We start from the raw sequence: 21729 nt of genomic DNA on the forward strand, positions 1-21729 counted from the left end.
GTTTCGTCGCCCGCGGGTCCGTGGGTGACAATCTCCCGGTGACCGACGCGCACCCCGTCTCCCCGACCGTGACGCCCGAGGACCTCGAGGTCCTGGCCGAGCAGCTCGGCCGGCTGCCCCGCGGCGTCGTCGACATCGCCGCCCGGTGCGTGTGCGGACGCCCGCTCGTCGTGCGCACCGCCCCGCGCCTGGACGACGGCACGCCCTTCCCCACGACCTTTTACCTCACCGCCCCCGGCGCCGTGCGCGCCGTGAGCACCCTCGAGGCCGAGGGCGTCATGCGCGAGATGACCGAGCGGCTGGCGCAGGACGAGGAGCTCGCCGCCGCGTACACCGCGGCCCACGAGGACTACCTCGCGCGCCGCGCCGAGCTCGGGGAGGTGCCGGAGATCGCCGGCATCTCCGCCGGCGGCATGCCCAGCCGGGTCAAGTGCCTCCACGTCCTCGTCGGTCACGCCCTCGCCGCCGGCCCCGGCGTCAACCCGCTGGGTGACGAGGCCCTCGAGCTCATCCGCCCCCGCTGGCGGGCCGACCGGTGCACCTGCGGCGAGGGGAGCGAGCGATGACGCGCGTCGCCGCCATCGACTGCGGGACCAACTCGATCCGCCTCCTCATCGCCGACGTCTCGCGCCGTGGCCCGCTCGTCGAGGTCGCCCGCGAGATGGAGGTCGTGCGTCTGGGGCAGGGCGTGGACCGCACCGGCATGCTCGACCCCACGGCGCTCGAGCGCACCCTCACCGCGGTGCGCCGCTACGCCGAGATCTGCGCCGCGCACCGCGTCGAGGCCACCCGCTTCGTCGCGACCTCCGCCACCCGCGACGCCGGCAACCGCCACACCTTCGTCGACGGCGTCCGCACGCTCCTCGGGGTGGAGCCGGAGGTCGTCAGCGGGCAGGAGGAGGCCGCGCTGTCCTTCGCCGGCGCCGCGAGCGTCATCGGCGCCGAGCAGGCGCGCCCGCTCCTCGTCGTCGACATCGGCGGCGGCTCCACCGAGCTCGTCATCGGCGACGACGTCCCCCGCGCCGGCGTCTCCCTCGACATGGGCAGCGTCCGGCTCACCGAGCGGCACCTGCGCGCCGACCCGCCCACCGGCAAGCAGGTGAAGGCGGCCCGCCAGGACGTCCGCGACGCGCTCGCCGAGGCGGCCGCCGAGGTGCCGCTCGCGGAGGTGCGCACCGTCGTCGGCGTCGCCGGCTCGGTCACCACCGTCACCGCCCACGCCCTCGGCCTGCCGGAGTACGACCGCATCCGCGTGGACGGCGCCGAGCTGCCGACCGCGGCCGTGCTGGCCTCCTGCGAGGCGCTGCTCCAGGCCACCCGCGAGGAGCGGGCGGCCATGGGCTTCATGCACCCGGGGCGGGTCGACGTCATCGGCGCCGGCGCCCTCATCTGGGGCGAGGTCGTCGGCGCCGTCCAGCGCGCCACCGGCAACCTGCCGACGGTCCGCACGAGCGAGCACGACATCCTTGACGGGATCGCGCTCAGCCTGCGCTGACCTGCCCCGCGCAGGCGGATCGTCCATGATGGCGGGATGAGTCATGTCCCGCCGGGAAGCGGCTGGCCGGGCGACCGCGCCACCCCGCAGACCCCCGTGGCCCGCTCCGCGGCGGGTGTGCGCCGCCTCGCCGCGGGGAGCCGGGACCTCCTCACCCTGGACGCCCGCTCCACCGTCTGCCGCGCCTGCCCGCGCCTGGTCGAGTGGCGCGAGCACGTCGCCGACGTCAAGCGCCGTGCCTTCGCGGAGCAGACCTACTGGGGCCGGCCCGCAGCCGGCTTCGGTGACCCTGCCGCCCACCTGCTCGTCGTCGGTCTCGCGCCCGCCGCGCACGGCGCCAACCGCACGGGCCGGCTCTTCACCGGGGACCGCTCTGGGGACTGGATCTTCGCGGCGCTGCACCGCGCCGGCTACGCCAACCAGGCGACGTCCGTCGCCGCGGACGACGGCCTGGAGCTCACCGGTGCCCGCATCGTCCCCGCCGTGCGCTGCGCCCCGCCCGACAACAAGCCCACCCCCGACGAGCGGGCCGCCTGCGCCGGCTGGCTGCACCGGGAGATCACCCTCCTCGAGCCGACGACGACGGCGGTGCTCGCCCTGGGCGGCATCGCCTGGCAGGCCACGCTCTCGGCGCTCGTCGCGCTCGGCTGGCAGGTCCCGCGCCCGCGGCCGGCCTTCGGGCACGGCGCCGAGGCGGACGTCACCTCCCCCGGCGGGCGGACCGTGAGGCTCATCGGGTCCTACCACGTGTCCCAGCAGAACACCTTCACCGGCCGGCTCACCGAGGCCATGCTCGACGACGTCCTGGCACGCTGCCGGGCGACGGGCTGACGCCGGCGCCCCCCCTAGGATGTTCGGGCGTCGCCCCCATAGCCCAATCGGCAGAGGCAGCCGACTTAAAATCGGCTCAGTGCGGGTTCGAGTCCCGCTGGGGGCACCGACGTCCGGACACAGTCGTCCTTTGGTCCACGCACAGCCGTTCTCGCGGCGGATGCCGCGCCGCGCGCGGCGGCGCAGACTTGAGTCACCAGCTCGGGCGGGCGGCCCGAGGAATGGAGATCACGATGGACGTGTCCGCGGTGCTCGAGAGTACGCGGCAGGAGGTGCGGGACGGCACGGACAACGGCGTCCGTCCCACCACCTCCCTGCTGGAGGATTCGACCGAGGAGTTCCTGTAGCCGGAAGCGTGAGATGCGGGACAATACGTGCCCGTACCGCGCGAACCGGACACCGGCGACCTACGATCGACGTATGACTGCCTCGACCGGAACGGCCCCTGCCAGCACGCCGCGCCCGCGCCGCACCAAGCGCATCCTCATTCTCGGAGGCGGGTACATCGGCCTGTACACCGCGCTCGGTCTGCGAAAGCGGATGAGCCGCGAGGAGGTCGAGATCGCGATCGTCGACCCGCGCTCCTACATGACCTACCAGCCCTTCCTGCCGGAGGCCGCCGCAGGCGCCCTCGAGCCGCGCCACGTCGTCGCGCCGCTGCGCCGCGAGCTGCGCGGCTGCACGCTCGTCACCGGCAGCGTCTCGGAGATCCGCCACGCTGAGCGCCGTGTCGTCGTCGAGCCGGTCGAGGAGGGCGAGCCCTACGAGCTGTCCTACGACGAGCTCGTCGTCGGCCTCGGCGCCGTGGCCCGCACACTGCCGATCCCCGGCCTCGCGGAGTTCGCGATCGGCTTCAAGTGGGTCGAGGAGGCCACCGCGCTGCGCAACCAGGTGCTCGGCAAGATGGACGTCGCCGCGTCCACCTGGGACCCGGAGATGCGTCGCCGCAAGTTGACCTTCGTCTTCGTCGGCGGCGGTTTCGCCGGCATCGAGGCGCTCGGCGAGATCGAGGACATGGCCCGCGCCGCGGCCAAGAACTTCGACGGCATCCGCCGCGAGGACATGCGCTTCGTCCTCGTCGAGGGCGCCGGCCGCATCCTGCCCGAGGTCGGCGAGGAGCTCGGCGGCTACGCCCTCGAGCAGCTGCGCGCCCGCGGCATCGAGATCCACCTCAACACCTTCCTCGAGTCCTGCGTCGACGGGGACATCAAGCTCTCCACCGGCGAGGAGTTCCAGGCGGGCACCGTCGTGTGGACCGCCGGCGTCAAGGCCAACCCCGTCCTCGGCAACTCCGACCTCCCGCTCGACGAGCGCGGCCGTGTCCGCGCGCTGCCGACCCTCCAGGTCGTGAACGACGACGGCGTGGTCGAGGGTGCATGGGTCGCGGGCGACTGCGCCGCCGTCCCGGACCTCACCGGCGAGCACGGCGCGACGACCGGCCCCACCGCCCAGCACGCCGTGCGCCAGGCCAAGCACCTCGCGCAGAACCTCGTGCGGGCCCTGCGCGGGGAGCCGCTGGAGGACTACAAGCACAAGAACATCGGGACCGTCGCGTCCCTCGGGTTGGGCAAGGGCGTGGCGAACGTCGGCGGGCTCAAGCTCCGCGGGCCGATCGCCTGGTTCATGCACCGCAGCTACCACATGTGGGCGATGCCGACCTTCAACCGCAAGGTGCGCATCGTCCTCGACTGGACCACCGCGCTCTTCTTCCGCCGCGAGCTCGTCGCCCTGGGCTCCCTGCAGAGCCCGCGCGCGTCCTTCGTCGCGGCGGCGACCAACAACCAGAAGAAGCAGCCCTCGCCGTCCGCGGCGAAGGAGTGACCCTCCTCGGACCCCGCTGCTGAAAAGGAACTGCGCGCCTGATCCATCAGGCGCGCAGTTCCTTTTCCCGTAGCGAGGACGGCCGAGGTGGCTCCGGGCGCTCAGGCGTCTCTGCGGCGCAGGAGCGCCGCCGCGGCGAGCAGGGCCACGGCGACGTAGGCGAGGAAGACCCCGTAGCCGACCCACGGGTCGAGCATCTCGGGCATGCCCGGCATTCCCATCATGTCCTCGGAGGGACCGCCGACGGTGATGATCCGCTCGCCCGCCGTCGTCGGCAGGTAGGGGTAGAGGTCCCGCAGCCAGTCCAGGCCGTTCATCGCGACCTGGAGGACGGTGGGCAGGATGAGCAGGATCCCGACGACGACGGCGATCGCGCCTGCCGAGTGGCGCACGAGCGTGCCGATCGCCAGGCCGAAGAGGCCAACGGCGGCGAGGTAGAGCCCGGTGCCCCAGAACATCCGCAGGGTGTCGGGGTCGCCGAGGTCCGCGGCGCCACCGGCGTCGGCGAGCATCGGCATGGTGACGACGTACGCGAGGGCGATCCCGACGACGCCGACGACGAAGGACACGACGGCGACGAGGACCGCCTTGGCCACGAGCACCGGCAGCCGGGTGGGCACAGCGGTGAGCGAGGAACGGATCATCCCGGTGGAATACTCCCCGGTGACGACGAGGACGCCGAGGACGGCGATGACGAGCTGGGCCATCCCGTAGGCGGTGCCGAGCACCGTGAGCCCGTCCAGCCCGACCTCGTCGGGTGTCAGGCCCTCGGACGCCACGGCGCCGGCCGCAAAGGCCATGAGCACCGCGAGCATGAGCATCGCGAGCAGCGTGAGGGCGATGGTCCAGTAGGTCGAGCGCAGCGACCAGAGCTTGATCCACTCCGAGCGCAGGACGCGACCCATGCCCACCGGGCGGACCGGGACGGTCGGGGTGGTGGCGGAGGTGGTGGCACTCATCGGGCAGCTCCTTCGGTGCGGGTGGAGGTGCCGTTGCCGTGCTGCGGCTCGGAGCGGTACTCGACCTCGTCCTGGGTGAGGGTCATGTACGCGTCCTCGAGGGAGGCGCGGACCGGCGTCAGCTCGTGCAGGGGGATGCCGGACGATGCGGCGAGGTCGCCGATCTCCTCCGCGGTGCGGCCGGTGACCTCCATGAGGCCCGGCTCGGCAGCACGCAGGGAGGCCCCGCCCCTGGCGAGGAGGTCCCCGAGCTCGCTCGCCCGCGGCGAGCGGACCCGCACGGTGACGCCACGGGTGGCGTCGATGATCTCCTGAACCGGCCCGGCGGTGATGATCCGCCCGCGCCCGATGACGAGCAGCTGGTCGGCGGTCTGGGCCATCTCGCTCATGAGGTGGGAGGAGAGGAAGATCGTGCGCCCCTCGGCGGCGAGCTGGCGCACCATCGTGCGCACCCACTTGACGCCCTCGGGGTCCAGGCCGTTGACGGGCTCGTCGAGGATGAGGGTGCGCGGGTCACCGAGCATGGCGGCGGCGATACCCAGCCGCTGGCCCATGCCGAGGGAGAAGCCGCCCACCCGCTTGCGGGCCACCGCCTGCAGACCGGTCATCTCGATGACCTCGTGCACCCGGGCCGTCGGGATGCCGTGCGTGGCGGCGAGGGCGCGCAGGTGCTGGTAGGCCGAGCGGCCGGTGTGCACGGCCTTGGCGTCCAGCAGCACCCCGACCTCCCGCAGCGGGGTGCGGTGCTCGGCGTACGGGCGGCCGTTGACGGTGACCGTGCCCGACGTCGGGCGGTCCAGTCCGACGACCATGCGCATCGTCGTCGACTTCCCGGCGCCGTTGGGGCCGAGGAAGCCGGTGACGGTGCCCGGTCGCACGGTGAAGCTCACCCGGTCGACGGCGGTCTTGTCCCCGTACCGTTTGGTGAGCTCGTGGGCTTCGATCATGCGTACCTCCTTGTCCGGCCTCCACCGTAGAGGTCGGCGGGGGTGCACCGCGACGACCCGAAGGGGGAGATCTGCGCCCGGCGCCCTCCCGCTCGCGGGGGAGCAGTGCCTCCACCACGCGCACGAGCAGGGAACACCGCAGGGGCAGCGCACGTTGTGCAGGTGCGGGCCGCCCCATCGGCACCCCCATAGGATGGGCCGCTGACAGACCATGGCGTCGGCACGTGCCCGCGCTGCGACCAGGAGGCACTGAGTGAGCAATCCAGTCTTCGAGAACAGCCCGTACTTCGGCGAGCGCCGGCAGCAGCGGGCGACGACCCCGAACGGCTACCCCGCACACCCCGGCTACGCGCCGCAGGGCGGGACCACCTACCAGCAGCCGCCGGTGGCTGACCCCTACCCGGTGCAGCACCTCGAGCAGGCCTACCAGCAGCCGGCCGCCGGCCCCGCCCAGACGGGCCGGATGACCTACGACGACGTCATCATCAAGACCGGTGGGCTCCTCGCGCTCGTCGTCGCGATGGGCGCGCTCAACTGGTTCGTCCTCGGCGGCAACCCGCTCGCCACCTACGGCGGCCTCGCGATCGGTCTCGTGCTCGGCCTGGTCAACGCCTTCAAGCGGGAGCCGAGCCCGGCGCTCATCGCCGTGTACGCCGCGGCCGAGGGCCTCTTCCTCGGTGGCATCTCGATGGTCTTCGAGACCATCTACCCGGGCATCGTCCTCCAGGCCGTCCTCGCGACCGGCGCCACCTTCGTCGCCACCCTCCTGCTCTTCTCCAGCGGTGCGGTCCGCGTGACCCCGAAGCTCACCCGCTTCGTCCTCATCGCGCTCGTCGGCTACGCGCTGTTCTCGCTGGTCAACCTCGGCATCATGCTTTTCGGCTCCGGCGACTCCGCCTTCGGCCTGCGCTCGAGCGTCGAGATCATGGGCATCCCGCTCGGCGTCATCGTCGGCGTCTTCGCCGTCGGCCTGGCCGCGATCTGCCTCATCATGGACTTCGACGCGATCAAGCGTGGTGTCGAGAACGGTGTGCCGGCGCGCTTCGCGTGGTCGGCCGCCTTCGGTCTCATCGTCACGCTCGTGTGGCTCTACCTCGAGTTCCTGCGTCTCCTCGCCATCCTCCGCGGTGGCGACTGACCCAGCCCTGCCTCGTCCCGAGAGCCGGATCCCTGCCGCGGGATCCGGCTCTCGGCGTCTCCGGGAGGGGCGCTAGGCTTCCGGCCGTGCCCCTCTTCGACATCGACGCCGCCGAGCTGCCCCACTACCGTCCGGAGGTCGCGGAGCCGGCCGACTTCGACGCCTTCTGGGCCCGGACCCTGGCCGAGACCCGCGTCCACGACCTCGCCGTCGAGGCGGTTCCCGTGGACGCCCACCTCAGCGTCATCGAGGCCTACGACCTCACCTTCTCCGGCTTCGGTGGCCACCGCGTCAAGGGCTGGTACCTGCGGCCCGCCGGGCGCGGGGACGAGCAGCTGCCCGCCGTCGTCGAGTACATCGGCTACGGCGGCGGACGCGGCTTCGCCCACTCCCGCCTCACCTGGGCCGCCGCCGGATACGCCTCCGTCGTCATGGACACCCGCGGGCAGGGCACCGCGCCCACGAACGGCTTCGGCGCCACCCCGGACCCGGCCGGCGCGGGCGTGGCGGCCCCCGGCACGCTCACCCGCGGGATCGAGGACCCCCACGACCACTACTACCGCCGCGTCTACACCGACGGCGTGCGCGCCGTCGAGGCCGTGCGCGCGCTGCCGGGCGTGGACCCGGAGCGGGTCGCCGTCACCGGCGTGAGCCAGGGCGGGGCGATCACCACCGCCGTCGCCGGGCTCGTCGACGTCGCCGCCGCGATGCCGGACGTGCCGTGGCTGTCCCACATCCGCCGCGGCGTCGAGCTCGCGCCCGCCGGGCCCTTCGCGGAGGTGCGCACCTACCTGTCCGCGCACCGGCACCGCGTCGCGGACGCATTCCGCACGCTGTCCTACGTCGACGGCGTCAACCACGCCCGGCGCGCGCAGTCGCCCGCGCTGTACTCCGTCGCCCTCATGGACCCGGTCTGCCCGCCGTCCACCGTCTACGCCGCAGCCAACGCCTGGGGCGGGGAGGTCGACATCGAGGTCTACCCCTTCAACGAGCACGAGGGCGGCACGGAGTTCCAGCGCGAGCGCCAGCTGGGCTGGCTCGCCGCGCGGCTGGGATGAGAACGGCAAGAGCCGGGCACCACGGGGTGCCCGGCTCTCGTCGTTCCACTGGTCAGCCGGCCGCGGCCGCGACGAGGTCGGGCTGCTTCTCGACCCGCTTGGCTCGCTGCTTCTCCAGGCGGCGCTCGACGAGGAGGTAGAGCACCGGCACGAGCAGCAGGGTGAGCAGCGTCGAGGTGATGAGACCGCCGATGACGACGAGCGCGAGCGGCTGGGAGATGAAGGCGCTCCCGCCCGTCACACCGATCGCCATCGGCGTGAGCGCGGCGATGGTGGCCGCGGCCGTCATGAGGATGGGCGCCAGCCGGTGGCGGCCACCCTCGACGATGCCCTGCTCCAGCGGCATGCCCTGCTTGCGGTACTGGTTGATGAGGTCGATGAGGACGATCGCGTTGGTGACGACGACGCCGACGAGCATGAGGGCACCGATGAGGCCCGGCACGTCGAGCGGGCTCCCGGTGACGACGAGCATTCCGACGGCGCCGGTGGCCGCGAAGGGCACCGAGACGAGGAGGATGAGCGGCTGCACGAGGGAGTTGAAGGTCGCGACCATGACGAGGTAGACGATGGCGATCGACAGTGCCAGAGCCAGGCCGAGGTTGGCGAAGGCCTCCTCCTGCTCGGCGCTGACGCCGGCCACCTCGGCGGCCACGCCGTCGGGCAGGTCGAGGGAGTCGACGGCGGCCTGGAGCTCGCTCGTCACGCTGCCGAGGTCCGAGGCGGTGGACGTCGCGCTGATGGTCGCGCTGCGCAGCCCGTCGGCGCGGGTGATGGAGACCGGCTGCTCGACCTCGCGGACCTCGGCCACCTCGGAGAGGGGGACCGGGCCGAGCGGGGTGGTGAGCGGCAGCGCGGCGAGCTCCTCGCGGGTGCTCGGCGTCTCGCCGACGTCCATGACGACGTCGTTGCGCCCGTACTCGGTGTTGATCGAGGCGACCGTCGTGCCCTGGAGGGCGGTGGAGACGGTCTGCCCGATCTGCGCCTCGCTCAGCCCGAGTGCGGCGGCGGCCTCGCGGTCCACGTCGACGAGCAGCGTGGGCAGCTCGGCGGCGAGGTTGGAGGCGACGTCGGTCGTCCCCTCGATGCCCTCGACGGCCGCGAGGACGTCCGCGGCGGCGGACTGGACGTCCTCGCCGTCGGCGCCGCTCACGACGACCTCGAGGCTGCCGGAGAAGCCGGCCATGCCCGTGGTGACGGTGAGCTCGCCCGCCGTGTCGAGCTCCTCGAGGCGCGAGCGCAGCTCGTCCTCGACGGCGACGGCGTCGGCCTCGAGGTCGAGGGTGATGGAGAAGGTCGTCTCCCCGCCCGCCCCGAAGAAGGCCATGGCGGAGTCACCGGACCCACCGGTCACCTGGTAGGTGTCGACGGCGTCGAGGCCGGCGACGACCTCCTCGACCTCCTGCGCGGCGGCGTCGGCGGCCTCGAGCGAGGTGCCCGCCGGCAGCGCCTGCGTGACGGTCAGGGTGTTCTGGCCGGTGTCGCCGATGAACTCGGTCTCGAGCTGGGTGGCGAGGCCCACCGTGCCGCCGAGGACGGCGACGGCGACGAGCACCGCGACCCACGGCCGGGCGAGGGCCGCGCGCAGGGTCCCGACGTAGGTGCGCTGGAGGGCGCCGGAGCGCTCCTTCTCCTCGGCGGCCGCCCGCACCGCGTCGAGGTCCTCCCCGGGCTTGGGGCCGCGGACGAACCAGTACGCGAGCACCGGGACGATCGTCAGCGCGACGAAGAGCGAGGCGAGCAGCGCCAGGGCCGCGGTGAAGGCGAAGGGCCGGAACAGCTCACCGACCATGCCGCCGACGAGACCGATCGGGACGAACACGGCGGCGGTCGCGATCGTCGCCGAGGTGATGGCCCCGGCGACCTCGCGCACGGCGTCGAGGATGGCCTCCCGGCGCGGCTTGCCGTAGGACAGGTGCCGGTTGATGTTCTCGATGACGACGATGGAGTCGTCGACGACGCGCCCGACCGACACCGTGAGCGCGGCGAGCGTGAAGAGGTTGAGCGTGTAGCCGACCGTCCGCAGGCCGATGAGGGCGACGATGAGCGACAGCGGGATGGACAGGGCCGTCACGCCGGTGGGCCGCCACTTGCGCAGGAAGAGCAGGATGACGACGACGGCGAAGACGAGACCGAGCAGGCCCTCGGTCGCGAGGTCCTTGATCGAGTCCTGGATGAAGGGCGCCTGGTCGAAGACGACGGTGATCGCGGCGCCCTCGCCGAGGGCCGCCTCGAACTCGGGCAGGAGGTCCTGGACCTCCTGGGAGACGTCGACGGTGTTGCCGTCGGGGGTCTTGGTGACGGCCAGGCCGAAGCTCGGGTCGCCGTCGGTGCGGTTGAAGGAGGTGGCCGCGGAGCGCTCGGCGCTCACCTCGGCGACGTCACCGACGAGGACGGGACCGGCCTCGGTGGGGACGGCCAGCGCGGCGACGTCCTCGGCGGAGGTGAGGCGGGCGCCGGTCTCCACGGACAGGGTGCGGTCGTCCTCGGTGATCGTGCCGCCCGGCACGACGGCGCCATTGGCGCGCAGCGCGTCGGCGATCGCGGTCGGGTCGACACCGGCCTCCGCGAGGGCGGCGGGGTCGACGTCGATGCGGACGAAGCGGTCCTGGACGCCGCTGAGCTGGACGTCGCGCACGCCCTCGAGGCGCTCGAGCTCGGGCACGACGACGGTGCGCAGCACCTCGGCGGCCTGCTCCTGGTCCCCGCTCGTCGCAGCGGCGAGCTGGATGACCGGGAGGTCGTCGATGCCGCCGCTGATGACCTGGGTGTCGGCCGACTCCGGCAGGACCGGCTCCAGCCGCGTGATCGCGGCCTGGAACTCCTGCTGGGCGTTGGTGACGTCCGTGCCGTAGGCGAGCTCGAGGAGAACGACGGAGGAGCCGGCGCTCGACGTCGACGTCGTGCCCTCCAGCCCGGCGACGACGCCCGCGGCCTGCTCGACGACGTCGCTCACCTGCTGCTCGACGACCTCCGGCGAGGCGCCCGGGTAGGTCGTGACCGCACCGACGATCGGCAGGTCCAGGGGCGGGATGAGCTCCTGCTTGAGCGTCGTCGTCGCCCACAGCCCGCCGAGGACGGCGAGCACGGTGGCGAGGGCGACGAGGGCGCGGTTGGCAAGGCTGAACCGGGCGAGTGACGACACGAGGTCTCCGTCTGACGGCGTGGAGTAGAGTGACGGTCGGCCAGATACTTAGGCAAACCCGAAGTAAGGTAACACGCGTGACCGACCAGCGCCCGAGCGAGCACGACCGCCTCATCGACGAGGTGAGGACGGCTGGGGAGATGGTCGCGAAGTTCTTCGTCCACGAGCAGCTCGGCCCGATCCTCGGCTCCACGCTGACGATGCAGCAGCTCAAGCTCGTCGCCCTGCTCGCGACGCACGGGCCGCTCGGGGGGCACGACCTCGCCCGGCACCTCGACGTCTCGATGCCCACGGTCTCCGGCCTCGTCGACAGGCTCGTCGAGCGCGGCATGGTCGAGCGCCGTCTGGACCCGCGCGACCGACGCGTGCGGCTGACCGCGCTGAGCCCAGCGGGGCAGGCCTTCGTCGCCGAGCACGACGCCGCCGGGTGGCGGGTGGGGATGGAGATCCTCGAGACGCTGGACCCGGAGGACCTCCGCGCTCTCGCGCGCGGCCTCGGGGCCATGTGGGCGGCCGTCGAAGCAAAGGTGACCCGCGAGGGCGGGTGCCTGCCGGACGGCTGCGCGGGCGGGCCGCGGCTCGCCCCGTAGGCTGGTGGGATGAGCGCAAACCTCCCCATCGCGTCCGGTTCCTTCGGCGACGAGCCGACCCTCACCTTCCCGGGCACCCCGGCGCCCGACGGCCTGCAGGTGGCCGTCCTCGAGGCCGGCGACGGCGCGGCCGTCGAGCCGGGCGACACCATCGTCGTCAACTACCACGGGCAGGTCTGGGACGGCGCGGTCTTCGACAGCTCCTACACCCGCGGCTCGACCATCTCCTTCCCCATCGGAATGGGCATGGTCATCGGCGGCTGGGACGACGGCCTCGTCGGCAAGGCGATCGGCTCGCGCGTCCTGCTGTCGATCCCGCCGGAGCACGGCTACGGCTCGCGCGGCGTCCCGCAGGCGGGCATCGGCGGCGAGGACACCCTCGTGTTCGTCGTCGACATCGTCGGCGTCGAGTAGGCCGCGCCCCACCCCGTCACGCATGCGCCCGCCGGGTGCCCATGCTCCCCGTCTACCGGGAGCATGGTGGCCCGACGGGCGCACAGTCTGTGTGGGTGGGGTGTGGGTAGGGTCGGCCGGGGGCCGGGGACCGGCTCAGGCCGGGGGCAGGACCTCCTGCTGGGAGGGGACCTGGTCCTGGCGCAGCAGGCCCACGGGGCAGCTGAAACCGTTGGGGCCGTGGTTGCAGTAGCCGCCCGGGTTCTTGTGCAGGTACTGCTGGTGGTAGTCCTCGGCGTGGTAGAAGGTGCCCGCGGGGGCCAGCTCGGTGGAGACCGGGCCGTGGCCGGCGTCGGCCAGCACGCGCCCGAAGGCCTCGGCGGTGAGCTCGGCGGCCCGCTGCTGCTCCGGCGTCGTCCAGTAGATCGCCGAGCGGTACTGGGTGCCGACGTCGTTGCCCTGACGGTTCGGCGTCGTCGGGTCGTGGTTCTCCCAGAAGGCCTTGAGCAGGCGCTCGGGGTCGGTGCGTGCGGGGTCGTAGGCGACGAGCACGGCCTCGGTGTGCCCGGTGCGGCCGGTGCACACCTCCTCGTAGGTCGGGTAGGGCGTGACGCCGCCCTGGTACCCGGCCGCCGTCGTCACGACGCCGTCGAGCTTCCAGAAGATCCGCTCGGCGCCCCAGAAACAGCCCATGGCGACGTAGAGCACCTCGGTGCCCTCGGGCCAGGGGCCGCGCAGCGGCGTGCCGAGAACCTCGTGCCGCTCCGGCACGGTGAAGCCGGGGACCTGGCGCCCGGGCAGCGCCTCCTCGGTAGTGACCATGCGGGGCTCGGGACGGAAGAACATGTGACCTCCAGCAGTGAGAGACGCCGACTGCCGCGGGGGGACGGCAGCCGGCGCCTAGTGAGAACACCACGGCCACCTGGGTATTCCCTGGGAGGCTGAGGCCGGTCCTCTAGGCTGTGGCTCGGCTCGTCCACCACGTCGATTGCGGGGTCCATGTCCGAGAACGCGCCTCCCGGGTGGCTCTCCCGGCTGATCCCCGCCCGCCGCAGCGACTCCCTCGAGGAGCCGCCGGTGGTCGCGCGCGTGGTCCACGAGTCGCGGCTCGGTGAGGACGACTCCGCCGAGCTCGCCGTCCCGCTCCCGGTCCGCGCGGCGGCCGCCTGGTCCTGGCGGGTCCTCGCCATCGCCGCAGCGGCGGCCCTCGTCGGCTACCTCGTCATCGTCTTCAAGACGGTCGTCGTGGCCTTTGTCGTCGCGATCCTCCTCGCCGTGCTCCTCGACCCGGTCTCGGCGTGGCTGCGCAAGCGGCTGCGGGTCCCGCGCACGCTCGCGGCGATGATCACGCTGCTCGGCACGCTCGCCGTCGTCGTCGGCCTGCTGACGATGGCCGGCCGCTCGGTGATCGCCGGCTTCACCGACCTCGCCGACCAGGCCTCCCAGGGCTTCAGCGAGCTCGTCAGCTGGCTCTCCGACGGGCCGCTGGGCATCGACGAGTCCCAGGTGCAGGCGTGGCTCGACGAGGGGCTGTCGGCACTCGAGTCGAACTCCGGCGTCCTCGTGTCCGGGGCCCTTGCCGCGACCACCTCGGTGACGCAGATCGTCAGCGGCGGACTCATCTCGATCTTCTGTCTCTTCTTCTTCCTGCGGGAGGGACGGCGCATCTGGCAGTGGTTCGTGCGCCTGGCCCCCGCTCGCACGCGTGACCGCGTCAACGAGGCCGGCATCCGGGGCTGGATCACCCTCGGCGGCTACGCCCGCACCCAGATCCTCGTCGCCCTCGCCGACTCCATCGGCATCGGCCTCGGTGCCGCGATCCTCGGTCTGCCGCTCGTGCTGCCGCTGACGATCCTCGTCTTCCTCGGCTCGTTCATCCCGATCGTCGGTGCGCTCGTCACCGGCGCGGTCGCGGTGCTCGTCGCCCTCGTCGACCAGGACGTCCAGACCGCCGTCATCATGCTGCTCATCGTCCTGCTCGTGCAGCAGATCGAGGGCAACGTCCTGCAGCCGTGGCTCATGGGCAACGCCGTCTCGCTCCACCCGGTGGCGGTGCTGCTCGCCGTCACCGCGGGCACGGGCGTGGCCGGCATCCTCGGCGCGCTGCTCGCCGTGCCGATCGCCGCCGTCGTCAACACCGTGGTCCTGTACCTCCACGGCCACGACAAGCATCCCCGGGCCGCCACGGACTGGCACCGTCCGGGCGGGCCACCGGGCACGCTGTTCCGCTCGATCGCCGACTCCTACGCCGCGGACGAGGGTGACGAGGACGACGACGAGGCCGCCGCGACCGCCTCCGTCACCGTCGGGGAGCCCGAGGACGACGAGGAGCGCGCGGGAGGGTCGCCGTCGCCGTGAGCGAGATCAGCCACGCCGACGTCGAGGAGGCTGCCGCCCTGCTGAGCGGCGTCACGAGCCGCACCCCGGTGGAGCGGAGCGGCGCGCTCAGCGGCGTGGCGGGCACGCCGGTGCTCCTCAAGTGCGAGAACCTCCAGCGCACCGGGTCCTTCAAGCTGCGCGGCGCCTACGTGCGCCTGTCCCGGCTCAGCGCGGAGGAGCGGGCACGCGGCGTCGTCGCCGCCAGCGCCGGGAACCACGCGCAGGGCGTGGCCCTCGCCGCGCGGGAGCTCGGCATCTCGGCGGTCGTCTACATGCCCGTGGGCGCTGCCCTGCCCAAGCTCGCGGCCACCCGCGGCTACGGCGCCGAGGTGCGCCAGGAGGGCGCCGACATCGCCGGTGCGCTGGTGGCCGCGCAGCGGGAGGCGGCGGCGAGCGGGCGGGTCTTCATCCCGCCCTTCGACCATCGCGACGTCGTCGTGGGCCAGGCGACGATCGGCCTGGAGATCCTCGACCAGGTTCCGGACGTCCGCACGATCCTCGTGCCCACCGGGGGAGGGGGACTGCTCGCCGGGATCGCCGCGGCCGTCCACGCGCGCGGCGCGGACGTGCGGGTCGTGGGCGTCCAGGCCGCCGGGGCGGCGGCCTTCCCCGCCTCGCTCGCCGCTGGGCGGCCGGTGCCGCTGGAGCGGATGAGCACGATCGCCGACGGCATCGCCGTCCCCGTCCCCAGCGAGCTGACGCTCGGGATCGTGCGCCGCCACGTCGCGGAGGTCCGGACGGTGAGCGAGGAGGCGATCTCGCGTGCACTGCTCGTCCTCAGCGAGCGGGCCAAGCTCGTCGTCGAGCCGTCCGGCGCGGTGGGGGCGGCCGCACTCCTCGACGGGGCCGCGGGCCTCGAGGGGCCCGTCGTCGTCGTCCTGTCCGGAGGCAACGTCGACACCCTCGTGCTCCACCGCATCCTGCGCCATGGTCTCGTGGCCGCTGGGCGCTACCTCCAGATGGAGGTCCGTGTCCCTGATCAGCCAGGTTCCCTCGCCGGGCTGGTCGGCGTCCTCGCCGCCACGGGCAGCAACGTCGTGAGCATCCGGCACGACCGCACGGCCGCCGACCTCGGTGTCGCCGAGGTGCGGATCGGCGTCGAGGTGGAGACGAAGGGCACCGACCACTGCCACGAGGTCGTCACGGCCCTGCGCGACGCCGGCTACGGCGTCCTGTTCCAGTCCGTGCCGTAGAACGCGGGAGCGGGGTGCCGGTGGCCGCAGCCACCCGCACCCCGCTCCCGGGTGTTGCTCGGTCAGCCCGTGAAGGGCTTGACCTTGACGATCTCGACGGCGATGTCCTTGCCGTTCGGCGCCGTGTAGGTCACCGAGTCGCCGGCCTTCTTGCCGAGGATCGCGGCGCCGAGCGGGGACCGCTCGGAGAGCACCTCGACGTCGACGTCCTGGGCGGCCTCACGGGAGCCGAGGAGGAAGACCTCCTGCTCGCCGGCGACCTTGGCCGTGACGACCATGCCGGACTCGACGACGCCGTCGTCGGCCGGGGCCTCCCCGACGTGCGCGTTGCGGAGCAGCTCGGTGAGCTGGACGATCCGGCCCTCCATCTTGCCCTGCTCCTCGCGGGCGGCGTGGTACCCGCCGTTCTCCTTGAGGTCACCCTCGGCGCGGGCCGCCTCGATGCGCTCGGTGATCTCGGCGCGGCCGGGCCCCGTCAGGTGCTCGAGCTCTGCCTTGAGGCGGTTGTACGCCTCGGCGGTCAGCCAGGTGGTCGCTGTCTCGGCCACGTCTCCTCCTCCATCCAACACAAAAAATCATGAGCCCCGGCCACTGGTCGGGCCGAGGCTTTCGGGTGCACACACTCGCCGCGACGGGCGACGCTGCGCTGCTCGCCGCGCGGGGCGATGGCGCCAGGATAGCAAATCCCGTCAGGCGGACGTCTGAAGTGCCGGTTCTTGCGGCTCAGGAGCCCGTCTCGCGGCACCCGGCCACCCGGGCGCCCGTCGCGGGCTCGGTGGTGGCGACGCGTGCGGTGACGAGAGTGGTCCGCTCCGACGCCGGGCCCACGGGCACGCGCGCCACCCCCACCTGCGCGAAGGACCCGTTCAGGGCCAGGACCGTGCACTCCGCCGTCGTGCCGGGCTCCATGTGGGCCACGAAGGTGACCTCGACGGCGGAGTCGTCGAGGACGGTGAAGGCGGCACCCTCGGTGCGCACCGCCTCGTCGGTCGAGACGACGGCGAGGACGACGAACGCCGCCACCGCGAGGACGGCGACGACGGCCAGGGCGAGACGGCGACGGCGCCGGGTCGCGGCGTCGGGCGCTGCTCCGTAACGCTCCTCGAGGGCGGCGCGCTGCTCGTCGTCAGGGGTGCTCACGCCCCCATTGTCGTCCATGGCTCTCGTCACCTGCGTTGCCCCCGGGCGTCGCGGCGGGCGAGAATCGATGCCGGTCCAGATCAGGAGGAACACAGTGAGCGAGCAGCTACGCCTCATGGCGGTGCACGCACACCCCGACGACGAGTCGAGCAAGGGTGCCGCGACGATGGCGCGGTACGTGGCCGAGGGCCACCGCGTCCGGGTGGTGACGTGCACCGGCGGTGAGCGGGGTGACATCCTCAACCCCAAGCTCGCCCACGACGAGTCGATCCTCGCCGACATGCCCGCCTACCGCCGTCGGGAGATGGCGGCGGCCGCGGAGGCGCTGGGGATCGAGCACACGTGGCTCGGCTTCGTCGACTCCGGGCTGCCCGAGGGCGACCCGCTCCCGCCGCTGCCCGAGGGCTGCTTCGCGCTCGAGCCGCTCGAGGTGCCGGTCGAGGCGCTCGTGCGGGAGATCCGCACCTTCCGCCCGCACGTGATGACGACGTACAACGAGGAGGGGGGCTACCCCCACCCCGACCACATCCGCACCCACGAGATCTCCGTCGCGGCCTTCCACGCGGCCGCCGACCCGGAGCAGTTTCCCGACGCCGGACCGGCGTGGGAGGTGTCCAAGCTCTACTACGACGTCGGCTTCTCCCTCGACCGGATCAAGGCGATCTCCGAGGCCATGCACGCGCGCGGGCTCGTCTCGCCCTTCGAGGACTGGCTCGAGCGGGCGGCGACCCGCCCCCAGCGCACCGTCACCACCCGGGTGCGCTGCGAGGACTACTTCGACCGCCGCGACGAGGCGCTGCGGGCCCACGCCACGCAGATCGACCCCGACGGCTTCTTCTTCGAGGTGCCCCGGGACGTCGAGCGGGAGGTGTGGCCGGTGGAGCAGTTCGAGCTCGCCGAGTCCCGTGTGCCGGTGGAGATCCCCGAGGACGACCTCTTCGCGGGGCTGCGTAGGCTGAGCGCGTGACCCCCACCCTCCTCACGCCGCTTCTCCTTGCGCTGAGCGCGGAGACACCGACGCCGCCCGCGCCGGACCCCGAGATGACGATCTACACCGTCACGCCCGGCCTCGCCGGCTTCATCGCCTTCTTCGTGCTCGCCTTCATCGGGTGGCTGCTCTTCCGCTCGCTCACCAAGCACGTGCGCAAGGTCGAGCACGAGGGCCGGCGCCGGACGGAGCGCGAGGCCGAGGAGCCGAAGGCCGAGGAGCGGGAGGCCGGCCCGGGCCGCTGAGTCAGGCGATCGCGGCGACGGCGAGCGCGACGGCGGCGTAGTGGCACCAGTAGCCACCCACCGTGCCGACGTGGAAGATCTCGTGGAAGCCGAACCAGCGCGGGCTGGGGTTGGGCCGCTTGGTGCCGTAGACGACGGCGCCCAGGGTGTAGCAGGCGCCGCCGGCGATGACGAGCCACATGATCATCGGGCTGCCGGCGCGGGAGAAGTCCGGCAGGAACCACACGGCCACCCACCCCAGGGCGACGTAGATCGGCACGTAGAGCCAGCGCGGGGCGCCCAGCCACAGCACCCGCATGAGGATGCCAGCGACTGCGCCCACCCACACGACCGTGAGCAGCACCCGGGCGGTGGAGGCCGGCAGCAGGAGGACCGCCAGCGGGGTGTAGGTGCCGGAGATCAGCAGGAAGATGTTCGAGTGGTCCAGGCGCCGCAGCAGCGCGGCCGCGCGCGGGGACCACGTGCCGCGGTGGTAGATCGCGCTCGTGCCGAACAGGAGCACGGCGGAGATGCCGAACACCGCCGTCGAGACCCTGGCCGCGCCGGGCGGCGCGAGGGCGACGAGGACGATGCTCGCGACGAGGGCCAGCGGCGCCGTCCCGGCGTGGATCCAGCCACGCAGCCGCGGCTTGACGGCCTCCGCGACCGCCTCAGCGGAGTCCGCGATCCCGTCGACGGCACGACGAGCGGGGGGAGTGTCGGGTGCCAACCGGCACCTCCTTCCGTGGGACGGAGCGACAACCTACGCTGCCGTAACTTACGCCAGCGTAGTGGACGGGACCACCGTGCCGTGCCCGCCGTCGGAGTAGCCTGACCCCGTCGTCCCACACCGTCGTCAGGAGTGCCCCAGGACATGCGGCCCCACCGCCTGCTGTACGGACTGTACGAGCGCCGTCTCGCCCGCCGGCTCGACCGGTCCGCCACCCCGCGGCACGTCGGGGTCATCCTCGACGGCAACCGCCGCTGGGCCCGGGCGCTGGGCAACCCCGCCTCCCACGGCCACCGCAGGGGCGCGGACAAGATCACCGAGGTGCTCGGCTGGTCGGAGGACGCCGGGGTGCAGATCGTCACCCTGTGGATGCTGTCCACCGACAACCTCCAGCGCGACGCCGACGAGGTCGCCGAGCTGCTCGAGATCATCGCGTCCGCCGTCGACACGCTCGCCGACTCCGGCCGGTGGCGGCTGCGCGTCGTCGGGGCCCTGGAGCTGCTCCCCAAGGCCGTGGCCGACCGGCTGGCCCGCGCCGTCGAGCGCACGGCCCACGTGACTGGCATGCACGTCAACGTCGCCGTCGGCTACGGCGGGCGCTACGAGATCACGGCTGCCGTGCGCTCCCTGCTCCACTCCTACGCCGGGCAGGGGCTGAGCCTGGAGGAGGCGGCCGAGGCGCTGAGCGTCGAGAGCATCGCCGAGCACCTCTACACCAAGGGACAGCCCGACCCGGACCTCGTCATCCGCACCTCCGGTGAGCAGCGGCTGGGCGGCTTCCTCCTGTGGCAGAGCGTCCACAGCGAGTACTACTTCTGCGAGGCCTACTGGCCCGACTTCCGCCGCGTCGACTTCCTGCGCGGCCTGCGCGACTACACCCAGCGCGAGCGCCGCCTCGGCCGCTGACCCCCCACCCCCCACCTGCCCGCATATGCGGGATATATGCAGTCTTTCGCCGATTGCCACTGCATCGATCCCGCATATGCCGGATCTGGGGGCGGGTGAACTCTCGGTGAACTTCGGCCACCCCCGGGAGTGTCGCGGGCACGTCCCGCGCGTGCGGGCCTAGCGTCGGGTGTGACGGGCAGCACACCCGCCGCCCTCCGGGAGGCCCACCGATGGACGCGACGTTCGCAGGGGCCGCCGGCCCCGCCGGCAGGCCGCTCGCCCTACTCACCGCGCCCGGCACGGCCACCGCCGGTGCGCCGGAGGGAACCGTCATGACCCTGACCCACCCGGACCCGCTCGCCGACCTCGCCCAGGCGCAGCTGTCCGAGACCGCCGTGCGCCTCACCTACGTGCTGGACACCTCGGTCCTGCTCTCCGACCCGCACGCCATCGGGCGCTTCGCCGAGCACGACGTCGTGCTGCCGGTCGTCGTCGTCACCGAGCTCGAGGGCAAGCGCCACCACCCCGAGCTCGGCTACTTCGCGCGCACGGCGCTGCGCCTCCTCGACGACCTGCGCGTCCGCCACGGCCGCCTCGACGTCGCGGTCCCTGTCGGCACCGCGGGCGGCACGCTGCGCGTCGAGCTCAACCACTCCGACCCCGAGGTGCTGCCCTCGGGCCTGCGCCTGGGCGACAACGACACCCGCATCCTGTCCGTCGCCGCCAACCTCGCGGCCGAGGGTCACGAGGTCGCCGTCGTCTCCAAGGACCTGCCGATGCGAGTCAAGGCCTCCGCGCTCGGCATCCCGGCCCAGGAGTACCGCGCCCAGCAGGTCGTCGCCTCCGGCTGGACGGGGATGACGACGGCGGACCTCACCGACGAGGAGATGGCCACCCTGTGGGGCGAGGAGCAGCTCGGGACGGCGGGCCTCGCCCTGGCGGACCACCTCACCGAGGAGCTGTGCCACACGGGCGTCGTCCTCCACTCCGGGCGCGGCTCGGCCCTGGGCCGGGTGACGCCGGACGGCCGCCTGCGCCTCGTGCGCGGGGACCGGGAGGTCTTCGGGGTCCACGGCCGCAGCGCCGAGCAGCGCGTTGCGATCGACCTCCTCACCGACCCGGACATCGGGATCGTCTCCCTCGGCGGTCGCGCCGGCACCGGCAAGTCCGCCCTCGCGCTGTGCGCGGGCCTGGAGGCCGTCCTCGAGCGGCGCGAGCACCGCAGGGTCGTCGTCTTCCGCCCGCTCTACGCCGTCGGCGGCCAGGACCTCGGCTATCTGCCCGGCACCGAGGCCGAGAAGATGGGGCCGTGGGCCGAGGCCGTCTTCGACACCCTCGGGGCGCTCGTGGACCGCAACGTCCTGGACGAGGTGCTCGCCCAGGGGATGCTCGAGGTGCTGCCCCTCACCCACATCCGGGGGCGGTCGCTGCACGACGCCTTCGTCGTCGTCGACGAGGCGCAGTCCCTCGAGCGCAACGTCCTCCTCACGGTGCTCTCCCGCATCGGGCAGAACTCCAAGGTGGTCCTCACCCACGACGTCGCCCAGCGCGACAACCTCCGCGTGGGGCGCCACGACGGCGTCGCGGCCGTCGTCGAGATGCTCAAGGGCAACCCGCTCTTCGCGCACGTCACGCTGACCCGCTCCGAGCGCTCGGCCATCGCCGCCCTCGTCACCGAGGTCCTCGAGGACGGCCCGCCCGTCATCTGACCATCACCCCGCACCCCCTTCGCGCCGAGAGCTGAGTTGTTCCGCCGGAACAACTCAGCTCTCGGCGCGAAGGTGGGGCGGGGCTGGGGTTAGTCGAGCCCGGA

General features: G+C 72.9%; 21 protein-coding genes and 1 tRNA gene. 15 read left to right on the forward strand and 7 right to left on the reverse strand.

What is annotated here, in order from left to right:
* Positions 1-38: 38 nt before the first annotated feature.
* From ACWPXV_RS07015 to ACWPXV_RS07035, 5 genes are all read left to right on the forward strand, one after another.
* Entirely contained in the window at positions 39-566 is a 528-nt protein-coding gene (locus ACWPXV_RS07015) for a DUF501 domain-containing protein (protein ID WP_454084565.1), read from the forward strand.
* The gene (locus tag ACWPXV_RS07020) at positions 563-1495 is read left to right on the forward strand and encodes a Ppx/GppA phosphatase family protein (RefSeq protein ID WP_454084566.1); all 933 of its coding nucleotides are present in this window, start codon (positions 563-565) and stop codon (positions 1493-1495) included. Before ACWPXV_RS07015 ends, ACWPXV_RS07020 begins: the two co-directional genes overlap by 4 nt.
* Positions 1496-1531: 36 nt before the next feature.
* Positions 1532-2326: a uracil-DNA glycosylase gene (locus ACWPXV_RS07025; RefSeq protein WP_454084567.1), complete on the forward strand. Its 795-nt coding sequence runs from the start codon at positions 1532-1534 to the stop codon at positions 2324-2326.
* Positions 2327-2358: 32 nt separating this feature from the next.
* Positions 2359-2432, forward strand: a tRNA-Leu gene (locus tag ACWPXV_RS07030).
* 314 nt (positions 2433-2746) lie between these two features.
* Positions 2747-4147, forward strand: coding sequence for an NAD(P)/FAD-dependent oxidoreductase (locus tag ACWPXV_RS07035; RefSeq protein ID WP_454084568.1), 1401 nt, complete (start codon positions 2747-2749; stop codon positions 4145-4147).
* Between the two features lie 101 nt (positions 4148-4248).
* Here the strand turns inward: ACWPXV_RS07035 and ACWPXV_RS07040 are convergent, their stop codons facing one another.
* Positions 4249-5106: an ABC transporter permease gene (locus ACWPXV_RS07040; protein ID WP_454084569.1), complete on the reverse strand. Its 858-nt coding sequence runs from the start codon at positions 5104-5106 to the stop codon at positions 4249-4251.
* Entirely contained in the window at positions 5103-6053 is a 951-nt protein-coding gene (locus ACWPXV_RS07045) for an ABC transporter ATP-binding protein (RefSeq protein ID WP_454084570.1), read from the reverse strand. Before ACWPXV_RS07045 ends, ACWPXV_RS07040 begins: the two co-directional genes overlap by 4 nt.
* A gap of 253 nt (positions 6054-6306) precedes the next feature.
* Between ACWPXV_RS07045 and ACWPXV_RS07050 the strand changes: the two genes are divergently transcribed.
* Together ACWPXV_RS07050 and ACWPXV_RS07055 are read left to right on the forward strand one after the other, a co-directional pair.
* Positions 6307-7191 carry a Bax inhibitor-1/YccA family protein gene (locus tag ACWPXV_RS07050; protein ID WP_454084571.1) on the forward strand — a complete coding sequence of 295 codons (885 nt, stop codon included), beginning with the start codon at positions 6307-6309 and terminating at the stop codon, positions 7189-7191.
* A gap of 86 nt (positions 7192-7277) precedes the next feature.
* Positions 7278-8249, forward strand: coding sequence for an acetylxylan esterase (locus ACWPXV_RS07055; RefSeq protein ID WP_454084572.1), 972 nt, complete (start codon positions 7278-7280; stop codon positions 8247-8249).
* Between the two features lie 52 nt (positions 8250-8301).
* Here ACWPXV_RS07055 and ACWPXV_RS07060 read toward each other — a convergent pair whose 3' ends face one another.
* Positions 8302-11391, reverse strand: coding sequence for an efflux RND transporter permease subunit (locus tag ACWPXV_RS07060; RefSeq protein ID WP_454084573.1), 3090 nt, complete (start codon positions 11389-11391; stop codon positions 8302-8304).
* 77 nt (positions 11392-11468) lie between these two features.
* Here ACWPXV_RS07060 and ACWPXV_RS07065 point away from each other — a divergent pair, with 77 nt between their 5' ends.
* Both ACWPXV_RS07065 and ACWPXV_RS07070 read left to right on the forward strand, forming a co-directional pair.
* The gene (locus tag ACWPXV_RS07065) at positions 11469-11981 is read left to right on the forward strand and encodes a MarR family winged helix-turn-helix transcriptional regulator (RefSeq protein WP_454084574.1); all 513 of its coding nucleotides are present in this window, start codon (positions 11469-11471) and stop codon (positions 11979-11981) included.
* 9 nt (positions 11982-11990) lie between these two features.
* Positions 11991-12395, forward strand: coding sequence for an FKBP-type peptidyl-prolyl cis-trans isomerase (locus tag ACWPXV_RS07070; RefSeq protein ID WP_454084575.1), 405 nt, complete (start codon positions 11991-11993; stop codon positions 12393-12395).
* Positions 12396-12530: 135 nt separating this feature from the next.
* On the opposite strand, the gene msrA is transcribed toward ACWPXV_RS07070, so the two are convergent.
* Positions 12531-13220: a peptide-methionine (S)-S-oxide reductase MsrA gene (gene msrA, locus ACWPXV_RS07075; RefSeq protein WP_454084576.1), complete on the reverse strand. Its 690-nt coding sequence runs from the start codon at positions 13218-13220 to the stop codon at positions 12531-12533.
* A 153-nt stretch (positions 13221-13373) separates the two neighbouring features.
* Here msrA and ACWPXV_RS07080 point away from each other — a divergent pair, with 153 nt between their 5' ends.
* Together ACWPXV_RS07080 and ilvA are read left to right on the forward strand one after the other, a co-directional pair.
* Complete coding sequence (locus ACWPXV_RS07080) at positions 13374-14732, forward strand: AI-2E family transporter (protein ID WP_454084577.1); 1359 nt, start codon at positions 13374-13376, stop codon at positions 14730-14732.
* A complete protein-coding gene (gene ilvA / locus ACWPXV_RS07085; protein WP_454084578.1) occupies positions 14729-15946 on the forward strand; it encodes a threonine ammonia-lyase in 1218 nt (405 codons plus the stop codon). Before ACWPXV_RS07080 ends, ilvA begins: the two co-directional genes overlap by 4 nt.
* Before the next feature lie 62 nt (positions 15947-16008).
* Here ilvA and greA read toward each other — a convergent pair whose 3' ends face one another.
* Together greA and ACWPXV_RS07095 are read right to left on the reverse strand one after the other, a co-directional pair.
* Entirely contained in the window at positions 16009-16494 is a 486-nt protein-coding gene (greA, locus tag ACWPXV_RS07090; protein WP_454084579.1) for a transcription elongation factor GreA, read from the reverse strand.
* Positions 16495-16669: 175 nt separating this feature from the next.
* Complete coding sequence (locus tag ACWPXV_RS07095; RefSeq protein WP_454084580.1) at positions 16670-17086, reverse strand: DUF4307 domain-containing protein; 417 nt, start codon at positions 17084-17086, stop codon at positions 16670-16672.
* 94 nt (positions 17087-17180) lie between these two features.
* Between ACWPXV_RS07095 and mca the strand changes: the two genes are divergently transcribed.
* Positions 17181-18053 carry a mycothiol conjugate amidase Mca gene (gene mca, locus ACWPXV_RS07100; protein WP_454084581.1) on the forward strand — a complete coding sequence of 291 codons (873 nt, stop codon included), beginning with the start codon at positions 17181-17183 and terminating at the stop codon, positions 18051-18053.
* The gene (locus tag ACWPXV_RS07105; protein WP_454084582.1) at positions 18050-18319 is read left to right on the forward strand and encodes a hypothetical protein; all 270 of its coding nucleotides are present in this window, start codon (positions 18050-18052) and stop codon (positions 18317-18319) included. Before mca ends, ACWPXV_RS07105 begins: the two co-directional genes overlap by 4 nt.
* Before the next feature lies 1 nt (position 18320).
* Here the strand turns inward: ACWPXV_RS07105 and trhA are convergent, their stop codons facing one another.
* A complete protein-coding gene (gene trhA / locus ACWPXV_RS07110; RefSeq protein ID WP_454084583.1) occupies positions 18321-19028 on the reverse strand; it encodes a PAQR family membrane homeostasis protein TrhA in 708 nt (235 codons plus the stop codon).
* 144 nt (positions 19029-19172) lie between these two features.
* Between trhA and ACWPXV_RS07115 the strand changes: the two genes are divergently transcribed.
* Both ACWPXV_RS07115 and ACWPXV_RS07120 read left to right on the forward strand, forming a co-directional pair.
* Positions 19173-19934: an isoprenyl transferase gene (locus tag ACWPXV_RS07115; protein ID WP_454084584.1), complete on the forward strand. Its 762-nt coding sequence runs from the start codon at positions 19173-19175 to the stop codon at positions 19932-19934.
* Positions 19935-20248: 314 nt separating this feature from the next.
* Positions 20249-21625, forward strand: coding sequence for a PhoH family protein (locus tag ACWPXV_RS07120; protein ID WP_454084689.1), 1377 nt, complete (start codon positions 20249-20251; stop codon positions 21623-21625).
* The last annotated feature ends 104 nt before the right edge of the window (positions 21626-21729 follow it).

The sequence above is a fragment of the Georgenia sp. Marseille-Q6866 genome (assembly GCF_965111665.1).

Coding starts and splice junctions, on each gene's coding strand:
- ACWPXV_RS07020 (WP_454084566.1), top strand. CDS start 563: ATGACGCGCGTCGCCGCCATCGACTGCGGGACCAACTCGATCCGCCTC.
- ACWPXV_RS07025 (WP_454084567.1), top strand. CDS start 1,532: ATGAGTCATGTCCCGCCGGGAAGCGGCTGGCCGGGCGACCGCGCCACC.
- ACWPXV_RS07035 (WP_454084568.1), top strand. CDS start 2,747: ATGACTGCCTCGACCGGAACGGCCCCTGCCAGCACGCCGCGCCCGCGC.
- ACWPXV_RS07040 (WP_454084569.1), bottom strand. CDS start 5,106: ATGAGTGCCACCACCTCCGCCACCACCCCGACCGTCCCGGTCCGCCCG.
- ACWPXV_RS07045 (WP_454084570.1), bottom strand. CDS start 6,053: ATGATCGAAGCCCACGAGCTCACCAAACGGTACGGGGACAAGACCGCC.
- ACWPXV_RS07070 (WP_454084575.1), top strand. CDS start 11,991: ATGAGCGCAAACCTCCCCATCGCGTCCGGTTCCTTCGGCGACGAGCCG.
- msrA (WP_454084576.1), bottom strand. CDS start 13,220: ATGTTCTTCCGTCCCGAGCCCCGCATGGTCACTACCGAGGAGGCGCTG.
- ACWPXV_RS07080 (WP_454084577.1), top strand. CDS start 13,374: ATGTCCGAGAACGCGCCTCCCGGGTGGCTCTCCCGGCTGATCCCCGCC.
- ACWPXV_RS07115 (WP_454084584.1), top strand. CDS start 19,173: ATGCGGCCCCACCGCCTGCTGTACGGACTGTACGAGCGCCGTCTCGCC.
- ACWPXV_RS07120 (WP_454084689.1), top strand. CDS start 20,249: ATGACCCTGACCCACCCGGACCCGCTCGCCGACCTCGCCCAGGCGCAG.